This window comes from Hymenobacter sp. BT730 (assembly GCF_030542105.1).
Lineage (GTDB): Bacteria > Bacteroidota > Bacteroidia > Cytophagales > Hymenobacteraceae > Hymenobacter.
In genome coordinates this window covers 108,695-123,700 of the sequence record NZ_JAUOFB010000003.1, presented here as the reverse complement: position 1 = coordinate 123,700, position 15,006 = coordinate 108,695, and the positions used below count along the sequence as shown (strand labels likewise).

Annotated in this window: 15 protein-coding genes; 8 read left to right on the top strand and 7 right to left on the bottom strand. The window is 55.5% G+C overall.

Annotated features, from left to right (window positions below; all coding sequences use genetic code 11):
* Window positions 1-54 precede the first annotated feature (54 nt).
* Both Q4G72_RS10355 and Q4G72_RS10350 read right to left on the bottom strand, forming a co-directional pair.
* Window positions 55-2,934: an FtsK/SpoIIIE family DNA translocase gene (locus Q4G72_RS10355; RefSeq protein ID WP_303311353.1), complete on the bottom strand. Its 2,880-nt coding sequence runs from the start codon at window positions 2,932-2,934 to the stop codon at window positions 55-57.
* A 111-nt stretch (window positions 2,935-3,045) separates the two neighbouring features.
* Entirely contained in the window at window positions 3,046-4,770 is a 1,725-nt protein-coding gene (locus tag Q4G72_RS10350) for a DUF6044 family protein (RefSeq protein WP_303311352.1), read from the bottom strand.
* A 104-nt stretch (window positions 4,771-4,874) separates the two neighbouring features.
* On the opposite strand from Q4G72_RS10350, the gene Q4G72_RS10345 reads away from it, so the two are divergent.
* Window positions 4,875-5,315: an STAS/SEC14 domain-containing protein gene (locus Q4G72_RS10345; protein WP_303311351.1), complete on the top strand. Its 441-nt coding sequence runs from the start codon at window positions 4,875-4,877 to the stop codon at window positions 5,313-5,315.
* On the opposite strand, the gene xerD is transcribed toward Q4G72_RS10345, so the two are convergent.
* Window positions 5,312-6,211, bottom strand: a complete 900-nt coding sequence (gene xerD, locus Q4G72_RS10340) for a site-specific tyrosine recombinase XerD (RefSeq protein WP_303311350.1) — start codon at window positions 6,209-6,211, stop codon at window positions 5,312-5,314. The genes Q4G72_RS10345 and xerD overlap by 4 nt on opposite strands.
* A gap of 159 nt (window positions 6,212-6,370) precedes the next feature.
* Between xerD and aroQ the strand changes: the two genes are divergently transcribed.
* The 5 genes from aroQ to Q4G72_RS10315 all read left to right on the top strand — a co-directional run bounded on the left by aroQ (window position 6,371) and on the right by Q4G72_RS10315 (window position 9,918).
* Window positions 6,371-6,817 (top strand): type II 3-dehydroquinate dehydratase, encoded by a 447-nt coding sequence (aroQ, locus tag Q4G72_RS10335; protein WP_303311349.1) that lies wholly within the window; start codon window positions 6,371-6,373, stop codon window positions 6,815-6,817.
* Between the two features lie 108 nt (window positions 6,818-6,925).
* The gene (locus tag Q4G72_RS10330) at window positions 6,926-7,987 is read left to right on the top strand and encodes an aminotransferase class V-fold PLP-dependent enzyme (RefSeq protein WP_303311348.1); all 1,062 of its coding nucleotides are present in this window, start codon (window positions 6,926-6,928) and stop codon (window positions 7,985-7,987) included.
* Window positions 7,988-8,050: 63 nt separating this feature from the next.
* Window positions 8,051-8,614: a MarC family protein gene (locus Q4G72_RS10325; protein WP_303311347.1), complete on the top strand. Its 564-nt coding sequence runs from the start codon at window positions 8,051-8,053 to the stop codon at window positions 8,612-8,614.
* A 62-nt stretch (window positions 8,615-8,676) separates the two neighbouring features.
* Window positions 8,677-9,147 (top strand): ribonuclease HI, encoded by a 471-nt coding sequence (gene rnhA / locus Q4G72_RS10320; protein ID WP_303311346.1) that lies wholly within the window; start codon window positions 8,677-8,679, stop codon window positions 9,145-9,147.
* Window positions 9,148-9,195: 48 nt separating this feature from the next.
* Window positions 9,196-9,918 (top strand): tRNA1(Val) (adenine(37)-N6)-methyltransferase, encoded by a 723-nt coding sequence (locus Q4G72_RS10315; RefSeq protein WP_303311345.1) that lies wholly within the window; start codon window positions 9,196-9,198, stop codon window positions 9,916-9,918.
* Window positions 9,919-9,927: 9 nt separating this feature from the next.
* On the opposite strand, the gene Q4G72_RS10310 is transcribed toward Q4G72_RS10315, so the two are convergent.
* On the bottom strand, window positions 9,928-11,274 hold the full coding sequence (locus Q4G72_RS10310) for a saccharopine dehydrogenase C-terminal domain-containing protein (protein ID WP_303311344.1): 1,347 nt from the start codon (window positions 11,272-11,274) through the stop codon (window positions 9,928-9,930).
* A 243-nt stretch (window positions 11,275-11,517) separates the two neighbouring features.
* Between Q4G72_RS10310 and cdd the strand changes: the two genes are divergently transcribed.
* Both cdd and Q4G72_RS10300 read left to right on the top strand, forming a co-directional pair.
* Window positions 11,518-12,012, top strand: a complete 495-nt coding sequence (gene cdd, locus Q4G72_RS10305) for a cytidine deaminase (protein WP_303311343.1) — start codon at window positions 11,518-11,520, stop codon at window positions 12,010-12,012.
* A gap of 8 nt (window positions 12,013-12,020) precedes the next feature.
* Entirely contained in the window at window positions 12,021-12,683 is a 663-nt protein-coding gene (locus Q4G72_RS10300) for an alpha/beta hydrolase (RefSeq protein WP_303311342.1), read from the top strand.
* 66 nt (window positions 12,684-12,749) lie between these two features.
* Here Q4G72_RS10300 and Q4G72_RS10295 read toward each other — a convergent pair whose 3' ends face one another.
* Genes Q4G72_RS10295 through ubiE form a run of 3 tightly spaced genes read right to left on the bottom strand, consistent with a single transcriptional unit; the run spans window position 12,750 to window position 14,996 of the window.
* A complete protein-coding gene (locus Q4G72_RS10295) occupies window positions 12,750-13,508 on the bottom strand; it encodes an SDR family NAD(P)-dependent oxidoreductase (RefSeq protein ID WP_303311341.1) in 759 nt (252 codons plus the stop codon).
* Between the two features lie 7 nt (window positions 13,509-13,515).
* Window positions 13,516-14,319: a type IX secretion/gliding motility protein PorT/SprT gene (gene porT / locus Q4G72_RS10290; protein WP_303311340.1), complete on the bottom strand. Its 804-nt coding sequence runs from the start codon at window positions 14,317-14,319 to the stop codon at window positions 13,516-13,518.
* Window positions 14,268-14,996 carry a bifunctional demethylmenaquinone methyltransferase/2-methoxy-6-polyprenyl-1,4-benzoquinol methylase UbiE gene (gene ubiE / locus Q4G72_RS10285; protein WP_121238035.1) on the bottom strand — a complete coding sequence of 243 codons (729 nt, stop codon included), beginning with the start codon at window positions 14,994-14,996 and terminating at the stop codon, window positions 14,268-14,270. Before ubiE ends, porT begins: the two co-directional genes overlap by 52 nt.
* Between the last annotated feature and the right edge of the window lie 10 nt (window positions 14,997-15,006).

Sequence of the window (15,006 nt, the reverse complement as noted above, 5' to 3'; positions counted from 1 at the left end):
CTCAACATCAAAAAACAGCTACGAAGTTCTACGTTTTTTGCTGTTTCTGACTTCTTACTTGGGCAGGCTATTCAACAACTGTTCCAAACTGTATTCATCGGGAATTAAAACCTCGCGGGCTTTGCTGCCTTCAAATGGTCCTACGATTCCCGCGTGCTCTAGTTGGTCAATTAATCGACCGGCCCGGTTGTAGCCCAACTTGAGGCGGCGTTGCAACAGGGAAGTACTGCCCTGCTGGTGCGTGACAATCACGCGAGCCGCTTCCTCAAACATACTATCACGGGTGGACGGGTCGAAATCTTCCGCGTCGCCGCTGCCGCTGCCACTCTCGCCTACCACTTCTGGCAGCAGGTAAGCATCGGGGTAGCCCTGCTGTTCGCCAATAAAGTCACAGAGGCGGTCTACCTCTGGCGTGTCGATGAAGGCGCACTGTACCCGAATAATGTCGGAGCCCTGGGAAATTAGCATGTCACCCTGCCCTACCAGCTGGTCGGCGCCGCCGGCATCCAGAATAGTGCGAGAGTCGATTTTACTCGTCACCTTAAAGGAAATCCGGCAGGGGAAGTTGGCCTTGATGATACCCGTAATAACGTTTACCGAGGGGCGCTGCGTGGCTACAATCAGGTGAATACCGATGGCACGCGCCAACTGGGCCAAACGTGCAATGGGCGTTTCCACTTCCTTGCCCGCTGTCATCATCAAATCGGCCAGCTCGTCAATCACTAGTACAATGAAAGGCATGAATCGGTGGCCTTTCTTGGGGTTCAGGCGACGCTCGATGAACTTGCGGTTGTACTCCTTCAGGTTGCGGCAACCGGCATCTTTCAGCAGATCATAGCGCCGGTCCATCTCCATGCACAACGAGTTCAGCGTGTTCACCACCTTCTTGGTATCGGTGATGATGGCCTCGTCGGTGTCAGGCAGCTTGGCCAGGAAGTGGCGCTCTATCTTGTTGAAGATGCTCAGTTCCACCTTTTTCGGGTCGACGAGCACGAACTTCAGTTGGGCCGGGTGGCGCTTGTACAGCAGCGAAGCCAGAATAACGTTCAGACCCACCGACTTACCCTGACCTGTTGCACCGGCCATCAGCAAGTGAGGCATTTTGGCCAGATCCACCACAAATACTTCGTTGGTAATGGTGCGGCCAAAGGCAATGGGTAAATCCATTTCCGTATGCGCAAACTTCTCGGTGCTAAATACCGAGCGGATGCTCACCATTTCCTTCTTGGTGTTCGGCACCTCAATACCAATGGTGCCTTTGCCGGGAATAGGAGCAATAATCCGGATACCCAGTGCGGCGAGGCTCAGGGCAATATCATCTTCCAGGCTCTTGATTTTGGAGATGCGCACGCCGGCATCCGGCACAATTTCATAGAGCGTCACCGTGGGGCCAATGGTGGCCTTGATACTGGCAATGTTGATACCGTAGTGGCCCAGCGTCTCTACAATGCGGTCCTTGTTGGCTTCCAGCTCTTCCTTGCTCACTTGGGCCTTAGCCACGCCGTAGTCGTTGAGCAATTCAAGCGTGGGATACTGGTAGCGTGAGAGGTCCAGCGTGGGGTCGTAATTCACGGCGGGCATGGTCTCCATGTCCTCGTCCTCATCGGCAATGGTCGCCATATCGGCGCCGGCAGCGGGGTCCAGCTCCGTAGAGTCTTCAATTTGCAGGGCCGGTTTGGCCACTACTTCGCGGCGGGCGGGTAATGGGGCGTTGTCATCGGCCAGGTCAGCCATAGACAATGGGGTGGGTACGCGGGCAGCTACGGGCTCGGGGTCGGCGGGGGCTTCAATAGAGAAGCTGGGGCCGGCCGCCATGCCACCGGCTTTCAAGGCAGCACTGGCTACCGCGCTGGTGGCTGCCGCTGCTGGCGCTACGCTTAAGGGCATTGCGGCCGCGGGGGCTATATTAAATGCCGGGCCAGCTACGGAGCCGGTGGTTACTACCGGCTCATCTATTTCCTCTTCGGGCTCGGGTTCGGTGGGGCGGGCAGCGGGGGTTACGGGTGTACCAATGCGCTTCAGCGTCATCCCGAGCGCCTCTGCTTCTTCCTCTTCATTCTCTTCGAAGGAGGAAGTATGGCCGTTGGCGGCCGGGCTAAAGGCCGTTACGGCGCGCTCATACAAGGGGGCATCCGCTGGTTTGCTGGCATCATCTGCCTCCTTCCCTTCCGTGCTCCGGCGCAGGTTGAGGGAGGTAACGTTGAAGAAGAAAACCACAAACGAAATCAGTAGAAAGGCCAGCAGTAACACAGTGCCCCAGCCAATGAGGCTGTCCAACCACAGGGCCACTTCATAGCCAATACCGCCGCTCAGAAAGTCGAGGCTATGTGCCAGGGCGGGGTCGGCATCGGGCGTTTCCAGGGTGAGGACTACGTAGCCCATCAGCACGCTCAGCCACCCCATGACAAACAGGCAGAGTGCCAGCACGTAGCTGATGGATACATCCTGCCGGCGGAAGACAATTTTGTAGCCCAGGAAGAATACAATGGGAATAACAGCAAAGGCAGCCACGCCAAAACCCTTGTAAATCAGCACCTGCGCTACCACGGCACCCAGCAGGCCCAGCCAGTTGCCCGACTCCTGCCCGGCTTCCTTCACCGAGGTGCTATCTACACTCTGCACCACGCTTTGGTCGGCGTGCCCGGTCAGCAGGAACGAGAGAAAAGCAATGGTGAGGTAGATGGAGCTCAGCAGAAAGAAAAAGCCCAGAAACAGCTGAAAGCGCCGGTCACGCAGGAAGCTGAACACACCCTGAAAAGAAGGCAGCTTCAGGGGCTGGCGCGGCGGCTTGGGCGCTTTGGCAGCCTTCGGGGCAGCACGTCGTTCTTCACGCGGCACCTCGGCTACCGGCCGGGGCTGGTTGCGGGCCGGCCGGGGTTCATTAGAAGCCCGCGAAACCGGCGCAGTGGGTTGCTTGTATGTATTTTTAGCCATTATTCACACACCGAAAAGTCAAATCTACAGGTTTTCCGGCGGGAATTCGGTGTTTTTTCCTCCGGTAGGACATACTTTTTAAGCCCTTCTGCACGGCAGTTTTACAATTGCTTAAGGTGCTACTTCATACACGTACAGGTGCCAGTAGGCTTCCTGATTGGAGTACTCGCCCTGGAGGCGAAGGCCGGTTTGCCCGGGATGTGCCAATGCTACTGCGGAGAGTACGTAGCGCCCACCCAGGCGTTGAAAGGCCTTTGCATTGAACGCAAAATGCTGGATGGGCGCATGCTGTCCGGCTCCTATGCGAAAGTTTTTTCCCAGCTCGGCTGCAAACAGATAGCAGCGGTTACCCCAGGCATCAAAATAGGCGCGCAGCATCGGACTTTTAGCCAGCTCGCCGGCTATGATGGGGCGGAAGGCGTGCTTGTAGGGTAGCGGGTAGTTGTTCTGGTAGCTATCCAGGGTATAGAATCCATTGAGCTGCACCACGGATGGCGGCAGTCCCAGGCACGCCACCCGATACTGCGCCGGGACCTGCCCGGTATGCACCCGGATATCCTGCTGAACCTGGGCAAAAAGCGCCGGAGCCACAAAGCGCTGATAGCTGGGCTCATGCGGGGCGGGGCGGCCCAACAGCTCCCGTGCAGTTAGCGTCCATTCGCGGTTCATAGCTAATCCTAGCAACAGTTGCAGGGCTACCAAGGCGGCGCGGCTACGCCCGGCTGGCAGCGCGCGCAGGGCTATTACCCACATTACAAACCATAGCAGCGGCGTCAGGAAGCTAAAGCGAGTAAGATTGAAGGTGCGCAGTGGAGGCAGCAAGGGCTGGACCAAGGCTAAAAATGCTGGGTAAAATCCGCAGAAAGCAGCCAGCATGGCTAGTAGCAGGAGAATAACTATAACCGTACGCCAGGGAAATAAAGCAGTGCGCCGGTACGACCGCCAACCGACCAGCAAAACCGTCATCAGTATTACCCCCCTAAAAAACAGGCTGCTATGGTACTGCCCCATCAAGAATTGCTGGAGTGTGCTGCGCACTTGCCCCAGAAAAGTAGAAGGTGCTAGTTTCGCGAAATCAAACTCCAATCGGTGTGGTACGAACTGATGCTGCCACAATGCGGATAGCAACGGATATTCCACTACTGCATAGCTGATAACCAGCAACCCCAGGCCTATCCAGGCAAGCCAGCTTACCTGGCGGCTACGCCAGTCAGCCCACAGCAGCCACGCCCCCACCCCTACCAGAATAAACAAGCCGGCCAGCACCATCGTCGACCAAAAGGGGAAAGCCAGCAATACCAGCCAGGGCCATAGTGACTTGTGTTGACGCCGCAATTCCCGCACGGCCAGTACCACAGCCGGCTGCCCCAGCACCGAAACCCCGTAGATGGAGTAAATGGGCAGCAGTGCCCACGCCAGCGCCACACCAGCAGCCAACTTCCGTTGATCCTGCCCGGGCAGGAGCCAGCACCGCAACAGGGCATACATGCTCAGCAAGCCGGCCAGTCGCACCAGGGCCATATTTATCAGGTAAGCTGGTAACGGTGGCAGCAGCTCAAACAGCAGTACCGTAACGCTAAGCCCCGGCCGCAGGGCATTCCGCGGCAGCCCGTTCATGACTTGTGGAATTACGGTTGACGCCCCATACCGCAGTGCTGTACCGGTGCGAGTCAGCAGATAGGGAACTGAAAGTTCGGCATCCAGATTATCATCTATCAGAAGGTAGCTGTGCGAGCCGGCCAGCAGAAACGGAATCAGCAGCAGCAGCAGGCCCAGGAGTGCCAGTAGAAGCGGCGAAGATGTTTGACGGCGGACCAGCATTATTATTTTCAGCATAAACTGCCGCAAAAGTAGGGCGTGGCAATGCGCTATTCTATGATTGCGCCCGTAGAACGAGAAGATTTATCCAGGTGCCTCCCTAGCCCCTTTATCCGAAGCGAATGATAATTCAGGAACTCAGCTCACCCACCCACCCCCGGTTTTGCACAATCAGCTATGAGCCCGCTACCGACTGCCTGGTAGTGACCTGGGAGGGTTCTTTAGGGGCTGATGAAGCCAAGCAAGGTGCTCAGAAAACCCTGGAAGTGTTGCAAGAGCTGCGGCCTTCGTGCGTGCTCAATGACAACAGCCGGGTGATGGTTATGTGGTTTGAAACTCTGCACTGGATAGAGCAGCACTGGGCCCCCATTGCCACCACCTACGGTCTTCGGCATATGGCCCACGTCACGCATCCGGATACCTATGATATTATCATGGAAATAGCTCTGCAGCATGACTTCAGCCCGTACTTTGACCTGCAGCTCTTTGACGAGGTAGCGCAGGCCCAGGACTGGCTGCGGCACTGCCGGGAGCTGGATGCCTCTATCCTGCCCAGCCGCTAGCTGCGCGGGTGAAACTCCGTGATAACCTGCTTTAGATAGTCGCGGTCCAGGTGGGTATAGATTTCCGTGGTGGTGATGCTCTCGTGGCCCAGCATTTCCTGCACGGCGCGCAAATCGGCGCCCCCTTCTATCAGGTGCGTAGCAAAGGAGTGGCGGAAGGTGTGCGGGCTGATGGTTTTGCGGATGCCTGCTTTTTCTGCCAGCGTTTTAATAGTGGTGAATACCGTGATGCGGGAGAGCTTGCTGCCACGCTTGTTCAGAAACACCATATCCTCGCTACCAGACTGAATATCCTGGTGGCAGCGCACGCCGCTAAGGTAAAAGCCCAGGTGCTTCAGGGCATCGCGCCCAATGGGCACCAGGCGCTCCTTGTTGCCTTTGCCGGTTACGCGCAAAAAGCCCTGATCAGCATATACATTGGAGAGGCGCAGTTCTGTTAGCTCGCTCACACGCAGGCCGGAAGAGTACAGTACTTCCAGCAGCGCCCGGGTGCGGGTGCCTTCATTGGTGCTCATATCAATGGCTTCCAGCAGCTGCACTATTTCCTCGTAGCTGAGCGTATCGGGCAGCTTGCGGCCGGTTTTGGGCGCTTCCAGCGTGTCAGTGGGGTCGATGCTGAGCTGGTCTTCCATGATGAGGAAGCTGTAGAATGCCTTCAGCCCTGACAGGGTGCGGGCCTGCGAGGTGGCGCTCATCCCTAGTTCGCCCAACCAGGCCAGAAATTGCCGTAGTTGAGCAGTAGTTACCTGTTGCGGCGCGGTAGTGAGTTGTCGGCTTTCCAAAAACTGGCGCAGCTTGGCTGCATCCCGGGCGTAGGCCTCAATGCTGTTGCCGGAAAGAGACTTTTCCAGCCGCAGATACCCTTCGAATTGTTTGAGGTAGATAGACCAGTTCACAGGTGACAGGTAAAGCTTAGGATTTTTAGAAGGCTATTTTGGCCACTTCAGGCCCGGGCTGGTACAAAAGCTGCGCCCACCCCGTAACTTGGGCCACTTCATAACGGCCTTGGTTTGCAAAGCTACAGTTCTGCCACGCCAAGTCCCTACCTATATTCTATGCAAATTCTTATTCTCAACGGACCCAACCTCAACCTGCTGGGTCGGCGCGAGCCGGGCATATATGGCACCCGCTCTTTCGAAGACTATCTGCCGGAATTAGTGGAAGCCTTTCCCAGCCTTACGCTGGAACATTATCAAAGCAACCACGAAGGTCAATTAATTGACAAGTTGCACGAAGTAGGCTTCACCTACCAGGGTGTAGTGCTGAATGCTGGCGGTTACACGCACACCAGCGTGGCCCTGGCCGATGCCGTAGCCGCCATTCATACCCCGGTGGTGGAAGTGCACCTGAGCAATCTGCACGCGCGGGAGGAGTTTCGTCAGAAAAGCCTCATTGGTCGCCATTGCGTAGGCAGCATCAGTGGCTTTAAGCTGGATAGCTACCGCCTGGCCCTGCAATATTTTGATGGCCTGCGTCCCAAGCGCATGGGGTTTAAAGTATAGTTTCGCGCTTAGGTGCTATTACGCCCGCCAGTTCGTTTTACTCGCAAAGCAGGCGTGGGCCACTTACCTTTGCGGCCTCTCTCCTTCCCTTCTGACCTCACCTATTCTATGTATACATTCAATCCTGGTCCCGCGCAGGTGTACCCGCAGGTGCGTCAGTACCTGCAGGACGCCTACGATGAAGGCTGGCTGTCGGCCCCGCACCGGGGTGAGCGGTTTACCGGCCTCATGCGCCAGACGGTTACGGACCTGAAAACCCGCCTCAACGTTCCGCAGGACTATACTGTGTTCTTCATGAGCTCGGCCACCGAATGCTGGGAAGTACTCACGCAGAGCCTCACGCCCACTAAAAGCCTGCACCTGTACAATGGGGCCTTCGGCGAGAAGTGGTATGACTATGCTAAGGCCCTCCGTCCGGCCTCTACAGGCATTCAATTTGGGCTTGATGATCTGCCTAATATCACCAACCTGCCTCTCGATAGTCAGACTGATTTGGTGTGCATCACACAGAACGAAACCAGCAATGCCACCCAGTTGCGCGATGGATTTATTCTGAACCTATACAACCGGGTTGGCAATGCCCTGCTGGCAGTAGATGCTACGTCCTCGTTGGCAGGTATTCAAATGAAATACATTAAGGCTGATATCTGGTACGCCTCGGTGCAGAAATGCTTTGGGCTGCCAGCAGGGTTATCGGTCATGCTGCTCTCGCCGCGGGCCGTAGACCGGCTGCGCCAGATTAATGAGCGGGCGCACTACAACAGCCTGGCCTCGCAGTATGAGAAGATGCTCAACTTCCAGACCACACACACGCCTAACGTGCTGGGCATTTATCTGCTGAGCCGAATGCTGCAGGACCGCCCGCCCATCAAGGCAGTACACCAGCACCTCACCGACCGCGCCACCAAGCTCTACGATTATTTCGACCAGGCCACCCAGCTGCGCCCCCTGGTGCAGAACCCAGAAACCCGCTCTACCACCGTGGTAGCCCTACAAGCCCCCCCGGCTCTGATAGATGAGGTAAAGCGCCGGGCCCTCACGCAAGGTCTGCAGCTCGGCAGCGGCTACGGTGGCTGGAAGCCCAATTCCCTACGCATCGCCAACTTCCCGGCTATTCCAGACGCTGCCTTTGAGCAGTTGGTCCAGTTTTTCGCCCGGGATTTTGCTTGATTCTGCTCGTCACTGAAGAAATCGGATGGCTTAGCTTTCTGATTTCTTCCTTTACCATTCTACATGTTCAGCCTCAAGGAAATCACTTCCGTCACGCTTACCCTGTTTGCCATTATTGATATTCTGGGCTCCATCCCGATTATCATTCAGATTCGGCAGCGGGAAGGTCGGATCAACTCGGAGCTGGCTACCCTGGTGGCAGGCGTTTTGATGGTAGCATTCCTGTTTCTGGGACAGAGCATTCTGGCCTTATTCAGTGTAGATCTGCAGTCGTTTGCCTTGGCAGGCTCCGTCATCATTTTCCTCATTGGTATGGAAATGATTCTGGGCGTGGAAATTTTCAAGCACAGCCCCATGGCCAGTGGTACGGGCTCCATTGTGCCACTGGCCTTCCCGCTTATTGTGGGAGCCGGCACCATGACGACGTTGATTTCTTTGCGCGCAGTATACTCGCTGCCAAACGTGTTGGTGGGTATCGTAGTCAACCTGGTATTTGTGTACCTGGTGCTAAAGAGCAGCCACTGGATTGAACGCAAGCTGGGTAAGGCCGGGGAGGACATCCTGCGCCGCGTGTTCGGTGTGATTCTCCTGGCCATTGCCATTAAGCTGTTTAAACAGAACTTCTAACTTCTCTTGGGAAGCACCAGGCTGCACCTAGCCTGGCGCTTCCTAATAACTTCATTTTCCTTTTGATTCACTTATTCACTGATGGCTCTTCGCGTGGCAACCCCGGCCCGGGCGGCTACGGCGCTATTCTGCGCTTCGGCCACCACGAAAAAGAGTTAACCAAGGGTTTTCGTCTTACCACCAACAACCGCATGGAACTGCTGGCCGTGATTGTGGGCCTGGAAGCCATAAACCGTCCAGAGCTGCCCATTACGGTTGTTACCGACTCTAAATATGTGGTAGACGCTGTAGAGAAACGCTGGGTGTTTGGCTGGGAAAAAAAGCCGGATTTCGGCAAAAAAGCCAACGAGGACTTATGGCGCCGTTTTCTCAAGGTCTACCGCCAGCGCAAAGTGCAGTTCAAATGGGTACGCGGCCACAACGGCCACGCCGAAAACGAGCGGTGTGACCAATTGGCCGTTCGTAGCGCTACCCAAGGCCCGCTCCTGATTGACGATGGCTATGAGTTGATTGAAGCTCGCCGCGCATCATAAAGCAGCCTCAGCGTTGCCTCTTTCCTATGCTTAACCATCACTTTTTCCGTGGCTAATTCCTGGTTTCAGTTTAAGCACTTTCGCGTGGAGCAGGCGGCCTGTGCCATGAAAGTGTGTACTGATGCCTGCGTGCTTGGCGCCTCTGCTCCATTAAGCAAAGCAAAGCGCATACTGGATATTGGTACCGGCACTGGGCTACTTGCGCTTATGGCGGCCCAACGGGCACCTGAAGCTACTGTGGATGCCGTTGAGCTGGATAGCGAAGCCGCTGCCCAAGCAGCGGCCAACGCAGCAGCCTCTCCCTGGGCGAGCCGCTTGCAAATTCACCCCCTGAGCCTGCAGCAGTACATGGCCACTTCCCCTGGCTATTTCGATCAGATCCTCTGCAACCCACCTTTTTTCCGGCATTCACTTCACTCCCCAAATGCGGCCCGTACTACCGCCCGACATACCACTCCTGATACGCTTCCTTTTTCTGCGTTGTGTGCCAGTGCCGCCGCCCTTTTAGCACCCAACGGGCAGCTTTCTGTTCTGTTGCCGCCACCAGAAATGCAGCATCTGGAGCGCGAAGCTGCCGCGGTAGGCCTATATTCCAGCCACCGACTCACATTACACCACCGCCCCGGTAGCAAAGCACTTCGTCACATCACCACATTCAGCCAAAATCCAGGATCGGTGGTGGCACAGTCGCTGGCTATTCATCAGGCCAGGGATGAGGAATATTCGGTGGAATTCCGCGAGCTGCTGCAGGATTTTTATTTGGCTTTCTAAACCAGGGCTCTAGTCTAAGGCAAATTCGTGCTCTTCAAAATGGATATTATAATCGGCGGCCAGCTCATCTAGAATTGGCTCGTAGATATCCGGGAGCGTGGGAATAACCACTCCCCGAGGAGCAATTTTACCCTGTGCCAGGCGACGGACCACCATTCCCACGGGCAGACCCACCGTTTTAGCCATAGCCGTATGCGTGGCATCATCGCCGAGCACTACCAACGACGAAGTACGCCGGTGCGGCTGACCATTCAAGGTGAAATCGAAGAGATGTTGCATGACAATCATGTCATGGTCACCTTCCGCCAACTGCCATTTCTCCGTAAGCAGTAGCTCCAGCAGCTGAGCGGGTGTTGCATCCGGCAACACCAAGGGGCGGTTAGTAAATAGTCCCAGCCACGTGAGCATTGCCATTTCCAGGCCTTGCGGCTGTAGTCCCAGGTAGGTTGCCACTCGCTCCGGCAGGCTGCCGGACGTAGCCACTGGCAGGTAAGCTTCAATCAGCTCCTGCCAGGTCATGGCCGCTGAATTACCCAAGTGCACAGTGTCATCGGTCAGTCCCAAGCGCACCAGGGCGTGCCAGGCGGCGCAGTAGCCGGGGCGGCGTAGCGTACCGCGCAGAATGGTGGGAATACTCTCCAGACCATAAGGCTGGCGGTAGCTGAGAGAGTCGCGGTTGGCATAGCCCTCAAACTCGCCGTAGCCCGGCACAGTCAGTACCTGGGTGCGGGCAAAAAGCTGCTGATAAGGAATAAAGCGCGGATGGCCGTTTTCCAGATACTTAGCCGTGCTCTGACCAGCCAGTACCACATTGCGCGGGTTCCAGGTGAACTTATATTTCCACGGATTCTCTCCTTCGGAGTTTGGCGCCATCAGACCTCCGCAGTACGATTTAAAGGAAGTAAGTACCCCACCCCGCTGTCTGATTTCCGAAAGAGCCCGCATAGCCGACATATGGTCAAGGCCGGGGTCGAGGCCGCACTCCATGATCAGGGCCACGCCCGCCGCCCGGGCATCCGCTTCCATCAGTTGAATTTCCGGGCTTACATAGCTGGCCGTTACCAAATGCCGGCCATACCGCACGCACGCTTGGGCTACCAGGGGATGAAAAAGGGCCGGCAGCATCGAAATAACAATATCGGCGGCAGGTACCAGCACATCCAATTGCTCTACCTGGGCTACATCAAAGGAAATAGCCTGGGCGTATGCGCTGTGGGTGGCCAGCACGGGGGCCAGATGCGCCGGATTTACATCCGCTATACTCACCTGCCAGTGTTCGAGTGGTGCGTAGCGTAACAGGTATTGAATGAGAGAGGAAGCGGAGCGTCCAGCCCCCAGAAGCAAAATGCGCGTCATACCAAGTAAGCGGGTGGGAAATAATGGCCAATGCTACTAAAATCTGCCCAATCATCCGGTATTTTCTGGTTTGTGTACCACAGTTGTTTAGGTAAAGGCAATGTTCCTTTCTGCTGGGGTAGCAGCTCAACCAGCTATAATTGGAGAGGAATATATAAGTGAGCGGGAATTGTAGTACATTCACCGCCCCTTACTCAACCGGGGCCACTATCTGGCTTCGGGACGCTTTTTTTTCGCCTGCCCATGGCCCACCCGCTTCACCTGACCATCTCAGTAGAGGTACTTGCCTCCGAAGCCGAACTTTCTACCGCCGAAGCTGCCACCTGGCAGGCTGCCCGCGCTGCCACCAACGATGCTTACGCGCCGTACTCCCACTTTCACGTGGGCGCGGCCTTGCTGCTGGATGATGGCTCCCTTTTTCAGGGAACCAACCAGGAAAATGCGGCCTTCCCCTCGGGCTTGTGTGCCGAGCGCACAGCTTTGTTTGGCTTGGCTGCTAGTCAGCCAAAGCGCCGCATAAAGGCTATGGCGGTGGCGGCTCGTCCCCTCAACGGCGACTTTGTAGCGGTTACTTCCTGCGGTGCCTGCCGCCAAGTAATGGCAGAGTATGAGCACCGCCAGGGCCATATTATCCCATTGCTTCTTCCTGGTCCTAATGGCAGCATTTACCGCTTCCAAAGCCTGAGCGACCTGCTACCCTTCCAGTTTTCCGCCAACGACCTGCCACCCCGCGCCTAACTGCTGCTATGCCCACCGCCCAGGAACGCCGGCTTACGGTTACCCGCTCAGCCCGGTACTTTCAGGCTGGAGCGCTGTCAGAAAACACCCGACATTTATGGGTAGTTTGCCATGGCTACGGGCAGTTGGGCGCGTATTTCATCCGGCATTTTACAGCACTTACTGACGCTGACCCTACGCTGGTAGTAATTGCGCCGGAGGGGCTTTCCCGTTTTTATTTGGAAGGTACCAGCGGGCGCATTGGCGCTTCCTGGATGACCCGGGAAGACCGTACCGCTGAAATAGCGGATTATGTTAGCTACCTGAATCAGCTGGCAGAAACGGTACTGGTCGAATGTGCTACTGATGTTCGGATTACGATACTAGGCTTTTCACAAGGAGCAGCAACCGTAAGCCGTTGGCTGGCCCATGCTTCTTTCCGACCCTACCGGCTGGTATTATGGGCCGGCGCCTTTCCGCCAGATGTAGATTTTACGGTGGCCTCCCATCTGGCACAACGAGTACCTATTACCCTGGTTTGCGGCACACAGGACGAGTTTATCTCTGCTACTGATCTACAAACCCAACAAGTCTTCCTGCAAAAGCTGGGTGCCAATCCAGAAATCATTCCGTTTGAGGGCAAACACGAGCTGAATGCCGCTGTGCTAAGGCAGTTGCATACTTCGGGTTAAAATTCTTCAGAGCCATAAAAAAGCCCCGCTAGTACATAGCGGGGCTTTTTTTATGGCAAGTAATGACTAGCTCACTGGCTCTTTCTTCACCAGGGTAGCCGATGCCTGCGCCGCTGGCAGAATAAGTACTTCGGCAATGTTTACATGAGCCGGACGCGTGACCATAAATTGAATGAGGTCGGCAATGTCTTCGGCCCGCAGGGGCTCATAACCCTGGTACACCGTGGCTGCCCGGCTTGTATCCCCTTTAAAGCGTACTTCCGAAAACTCTGTTGCTACCAGTCCTGGGTTTACTTCCGCTACCCGAATGTTGTAGGGCAGTAAATCGAGCCGCATAGCTTTGCTCAGGGCAGCTACAGCAGCTTTGGAAGCGCAGTACACATTTCCATTGGCATACACTTCATGGCCGGCAATGGAGCCAATGTTGATGATGTGTCCCCGTTGTCTAGCCGTCATGCCTGGTAACACAGCATGGGTTACGTACAATAACCCTTTCACATTGCCATCCATCATTCGGTCCCAGTCTTTGGGGTCACCTTTTTCGATGGGTGCCTGCCCATGCGCATTGCCGGCATTATTGATAAGCACATCAATAGCCTGAAACTCTTCTGGCAGGCTTCCAATGGCAGCTTCTACTGCAGCCTGGTCCCGCACATCAAAAGTAAGCGTATGAACCGGCACAGGAGCTAGCTCGGCAGCCAAAGCCGCCAGTCGCTCCTGCCGCCGCCCGGTAATTACTAATGAAAACCCTGCTCGGGCAAGAGCTACGGCGGTAGCCCGCCCAATGCCCGATGAGGCACCTGTAATCAGTGCAATTCCTGCCATAGAGGAGCTATTCAAAGTTTAGATACAGCGTCACTGCATTAGAGCGCAGGCGTTGTAGGTTTCGGCTATACACATCCTGGCCTGGCTTCAGCACATTAGGAAAGCCATGCGAAAAGCGCAGTTCGGGCGCGAACTTAAAAAATGGATAAAACATATCCAGGCCCACACCATACTCCAGTGAGTAATCTACATTATCGGTGCGGAGGTAGCTGGTTTCAGGGTCTTGACGGCGGTTGGTTACGTTGTAGCTGCCCTTAGCCCCTGCCACCACGTACATGCGTGTGTTGCGCCGCCGCTCCGAGTGAAACTTCACCAGCAGAGGAAACTCCAGAATAGTACCCCCTATTTCCTGGGTTTTAATTTCCTCCGGGTCTTCCTCATTTTTAGGCGAGTAGTTGATGTCCTTATACTCAATGCGACGGGTGGCAAACGATACGCCTGGTGTAAACCGCAACGTAAAGAAATCAGCCAGCCGTGCGTCACCAATAAAGTTGATGCCGAAGCTGGGAGAAACCAGAGCGTTGGAAGAAACCTCCCGCGAATTAATCAGGGAAGATTGCTCTATACGGTAGCGCGTAGCACTGGCATTTAGTTGAAACCCGCCATGAAACCACTTCTCATCGTAAGCCGGTAGGTTATTGACCGTAATAGATTTTACTACGCCTCCCCGGCCGCGCTTGGCACTGGTAGGGCTTTTGCTTTGCGCCTGGGCGGCCCCGGTTACAGCCAGCAGGCTGCCAGCTGCCAGAGCCCAGCAGACTATTTGGTGGCGGTATAGATAGAGCTGATGCCGAACGTGAGGGGTTGCCATGCAGTATGAGTAAATCCTACTTGTGTGAGGATATTCAGGAAATCACGCCCATCCGGAAATGCCTGCACCGATTCGGGCAGGTAGGTATAGGCGGCGCGGTCTTTGGAAATCAGCTTGCCGAACACGGGCAATATGTGCCGGAAGTAAAAATTGTAAGCCTGCTTCATGGGAAAAGCAGTAGGCTTGGAAAACTCCAGAATCACCATTTTACCACCCGGGCGGAGCACTCGGTACATTTCAGCCAGGCCTTTGGGAAGGTTTTCGAAGTTACGTACCCCAAACGAAGCCGTGACAGCATCGAAGGAATTATCCGGGAAGGGCAGGTTTTCTGAATCGCCCAGCTCCAATTGAATACGGTTAGCCAGACCTTTGGCAGCCAGCTTCCGGCGGCCCACTTCCAACATGCCCTCGGATATATCCACCCCCGTAATCTGCGCGTCTTTGGTAGCAGCCCGCAGGGTTTCTATGGCGAAATCAGCTGTTCCGGTAGCAATATCCAGTATGCGTGCCGGCCGAAGCTGCTTCAGCTCATCCACTGCCTTACGCCGCCAGTAAATATCCGTGCCGGCACTCAGAAAGTGGTTGAGGAAGTCATACTTGCCAGCAATGCTGTTGAACATATTAGCCACCTGCGACTTCTTGTCGGCGGCATCATCTTTATAAGGAACTACGGACATACTTCGGGAG

Coding starts and splice junctions, on each gene's coding strand:
- Q4G72_RS10355 (WP_303311353.1), bottom strand. CDS start 2,934: ATGGCTAAAAATACATACAAGCAACCCACTGCGCCGGTTTCGCGGGCT.
- Q4G72_RS10350 (WP_303311352.1), bottom strand. CDS start 4,770: ATGCTGAAAATAATAATGCTGGTCCGCCGTCAAACATCTTCGCCGCTT.
- Q4G72_RS10345 (WP_303311351.1), top strand. CDS start 4,875: ATGATAATTCAGGAACTCAGCTCACCCACCCACCCCCGGTTTTGCACA.
- aroQ (WP_303311349.1), top strand. CDS start 6,371: ATGCAAATTCTTATTCTCAACGGACCCAACCTCAACCTGCTGGGTCGG.
- Q4G72_RS10330 (WP_303311348.1), top strand. CDS start 6,926: ATGTATACATTCAATCCTGGTCCCGCGCAGGTGTACCCGCAGGTGCGT.
- Q4G72_RS10325 (WP_303311347.1), top strand. CDS start 8,051: ATGTTCAGCCTCAAGGAAATCACTTCCGTCACGCTTACCCTGTTTGCC.
- Q4G72_RS10310 (WP_303311344.1), bottom strand. CDS start 11,274: ATGACGCGCATTTTGCTTCTGGGGGCTGGACGCTCCGCTTCCTCTCTC.
- cdd (WP_303311343.1), top strand. CDS start 11,518: ATGGCCCACCCGCTTCACCTGACCATCTCAGTAGAGGTACTTGCCTCC.
- Q4G72_RS10300 (WP_303311342.1), top strand. CDS start 12,021: ATGCCCACCGCCCAGGAACGCCGGCTTACGGTTACCCGCTCAGCCCGG.
- Q4G72_RS10295 (WP_303311341.1), bottom strand. CDS start 13,508: ATGGCAGGAATTGCACTGATTACAGGTGCCTCATCGGGCATTGGGCGG.
- porT (WP_303311340.1), bottom strand. CDS start 14,319: ATGGCAACCCCTCACGTTCGGCATCAGCTCTATCTATACCGCCACCAA.
- ubiE (WP_121238035.1), bottom strand. CDS start 14,996: ATGTCCGTAGTTCCTTATAAAGATGATGCCGCCGACAAGAAGTCGCAG.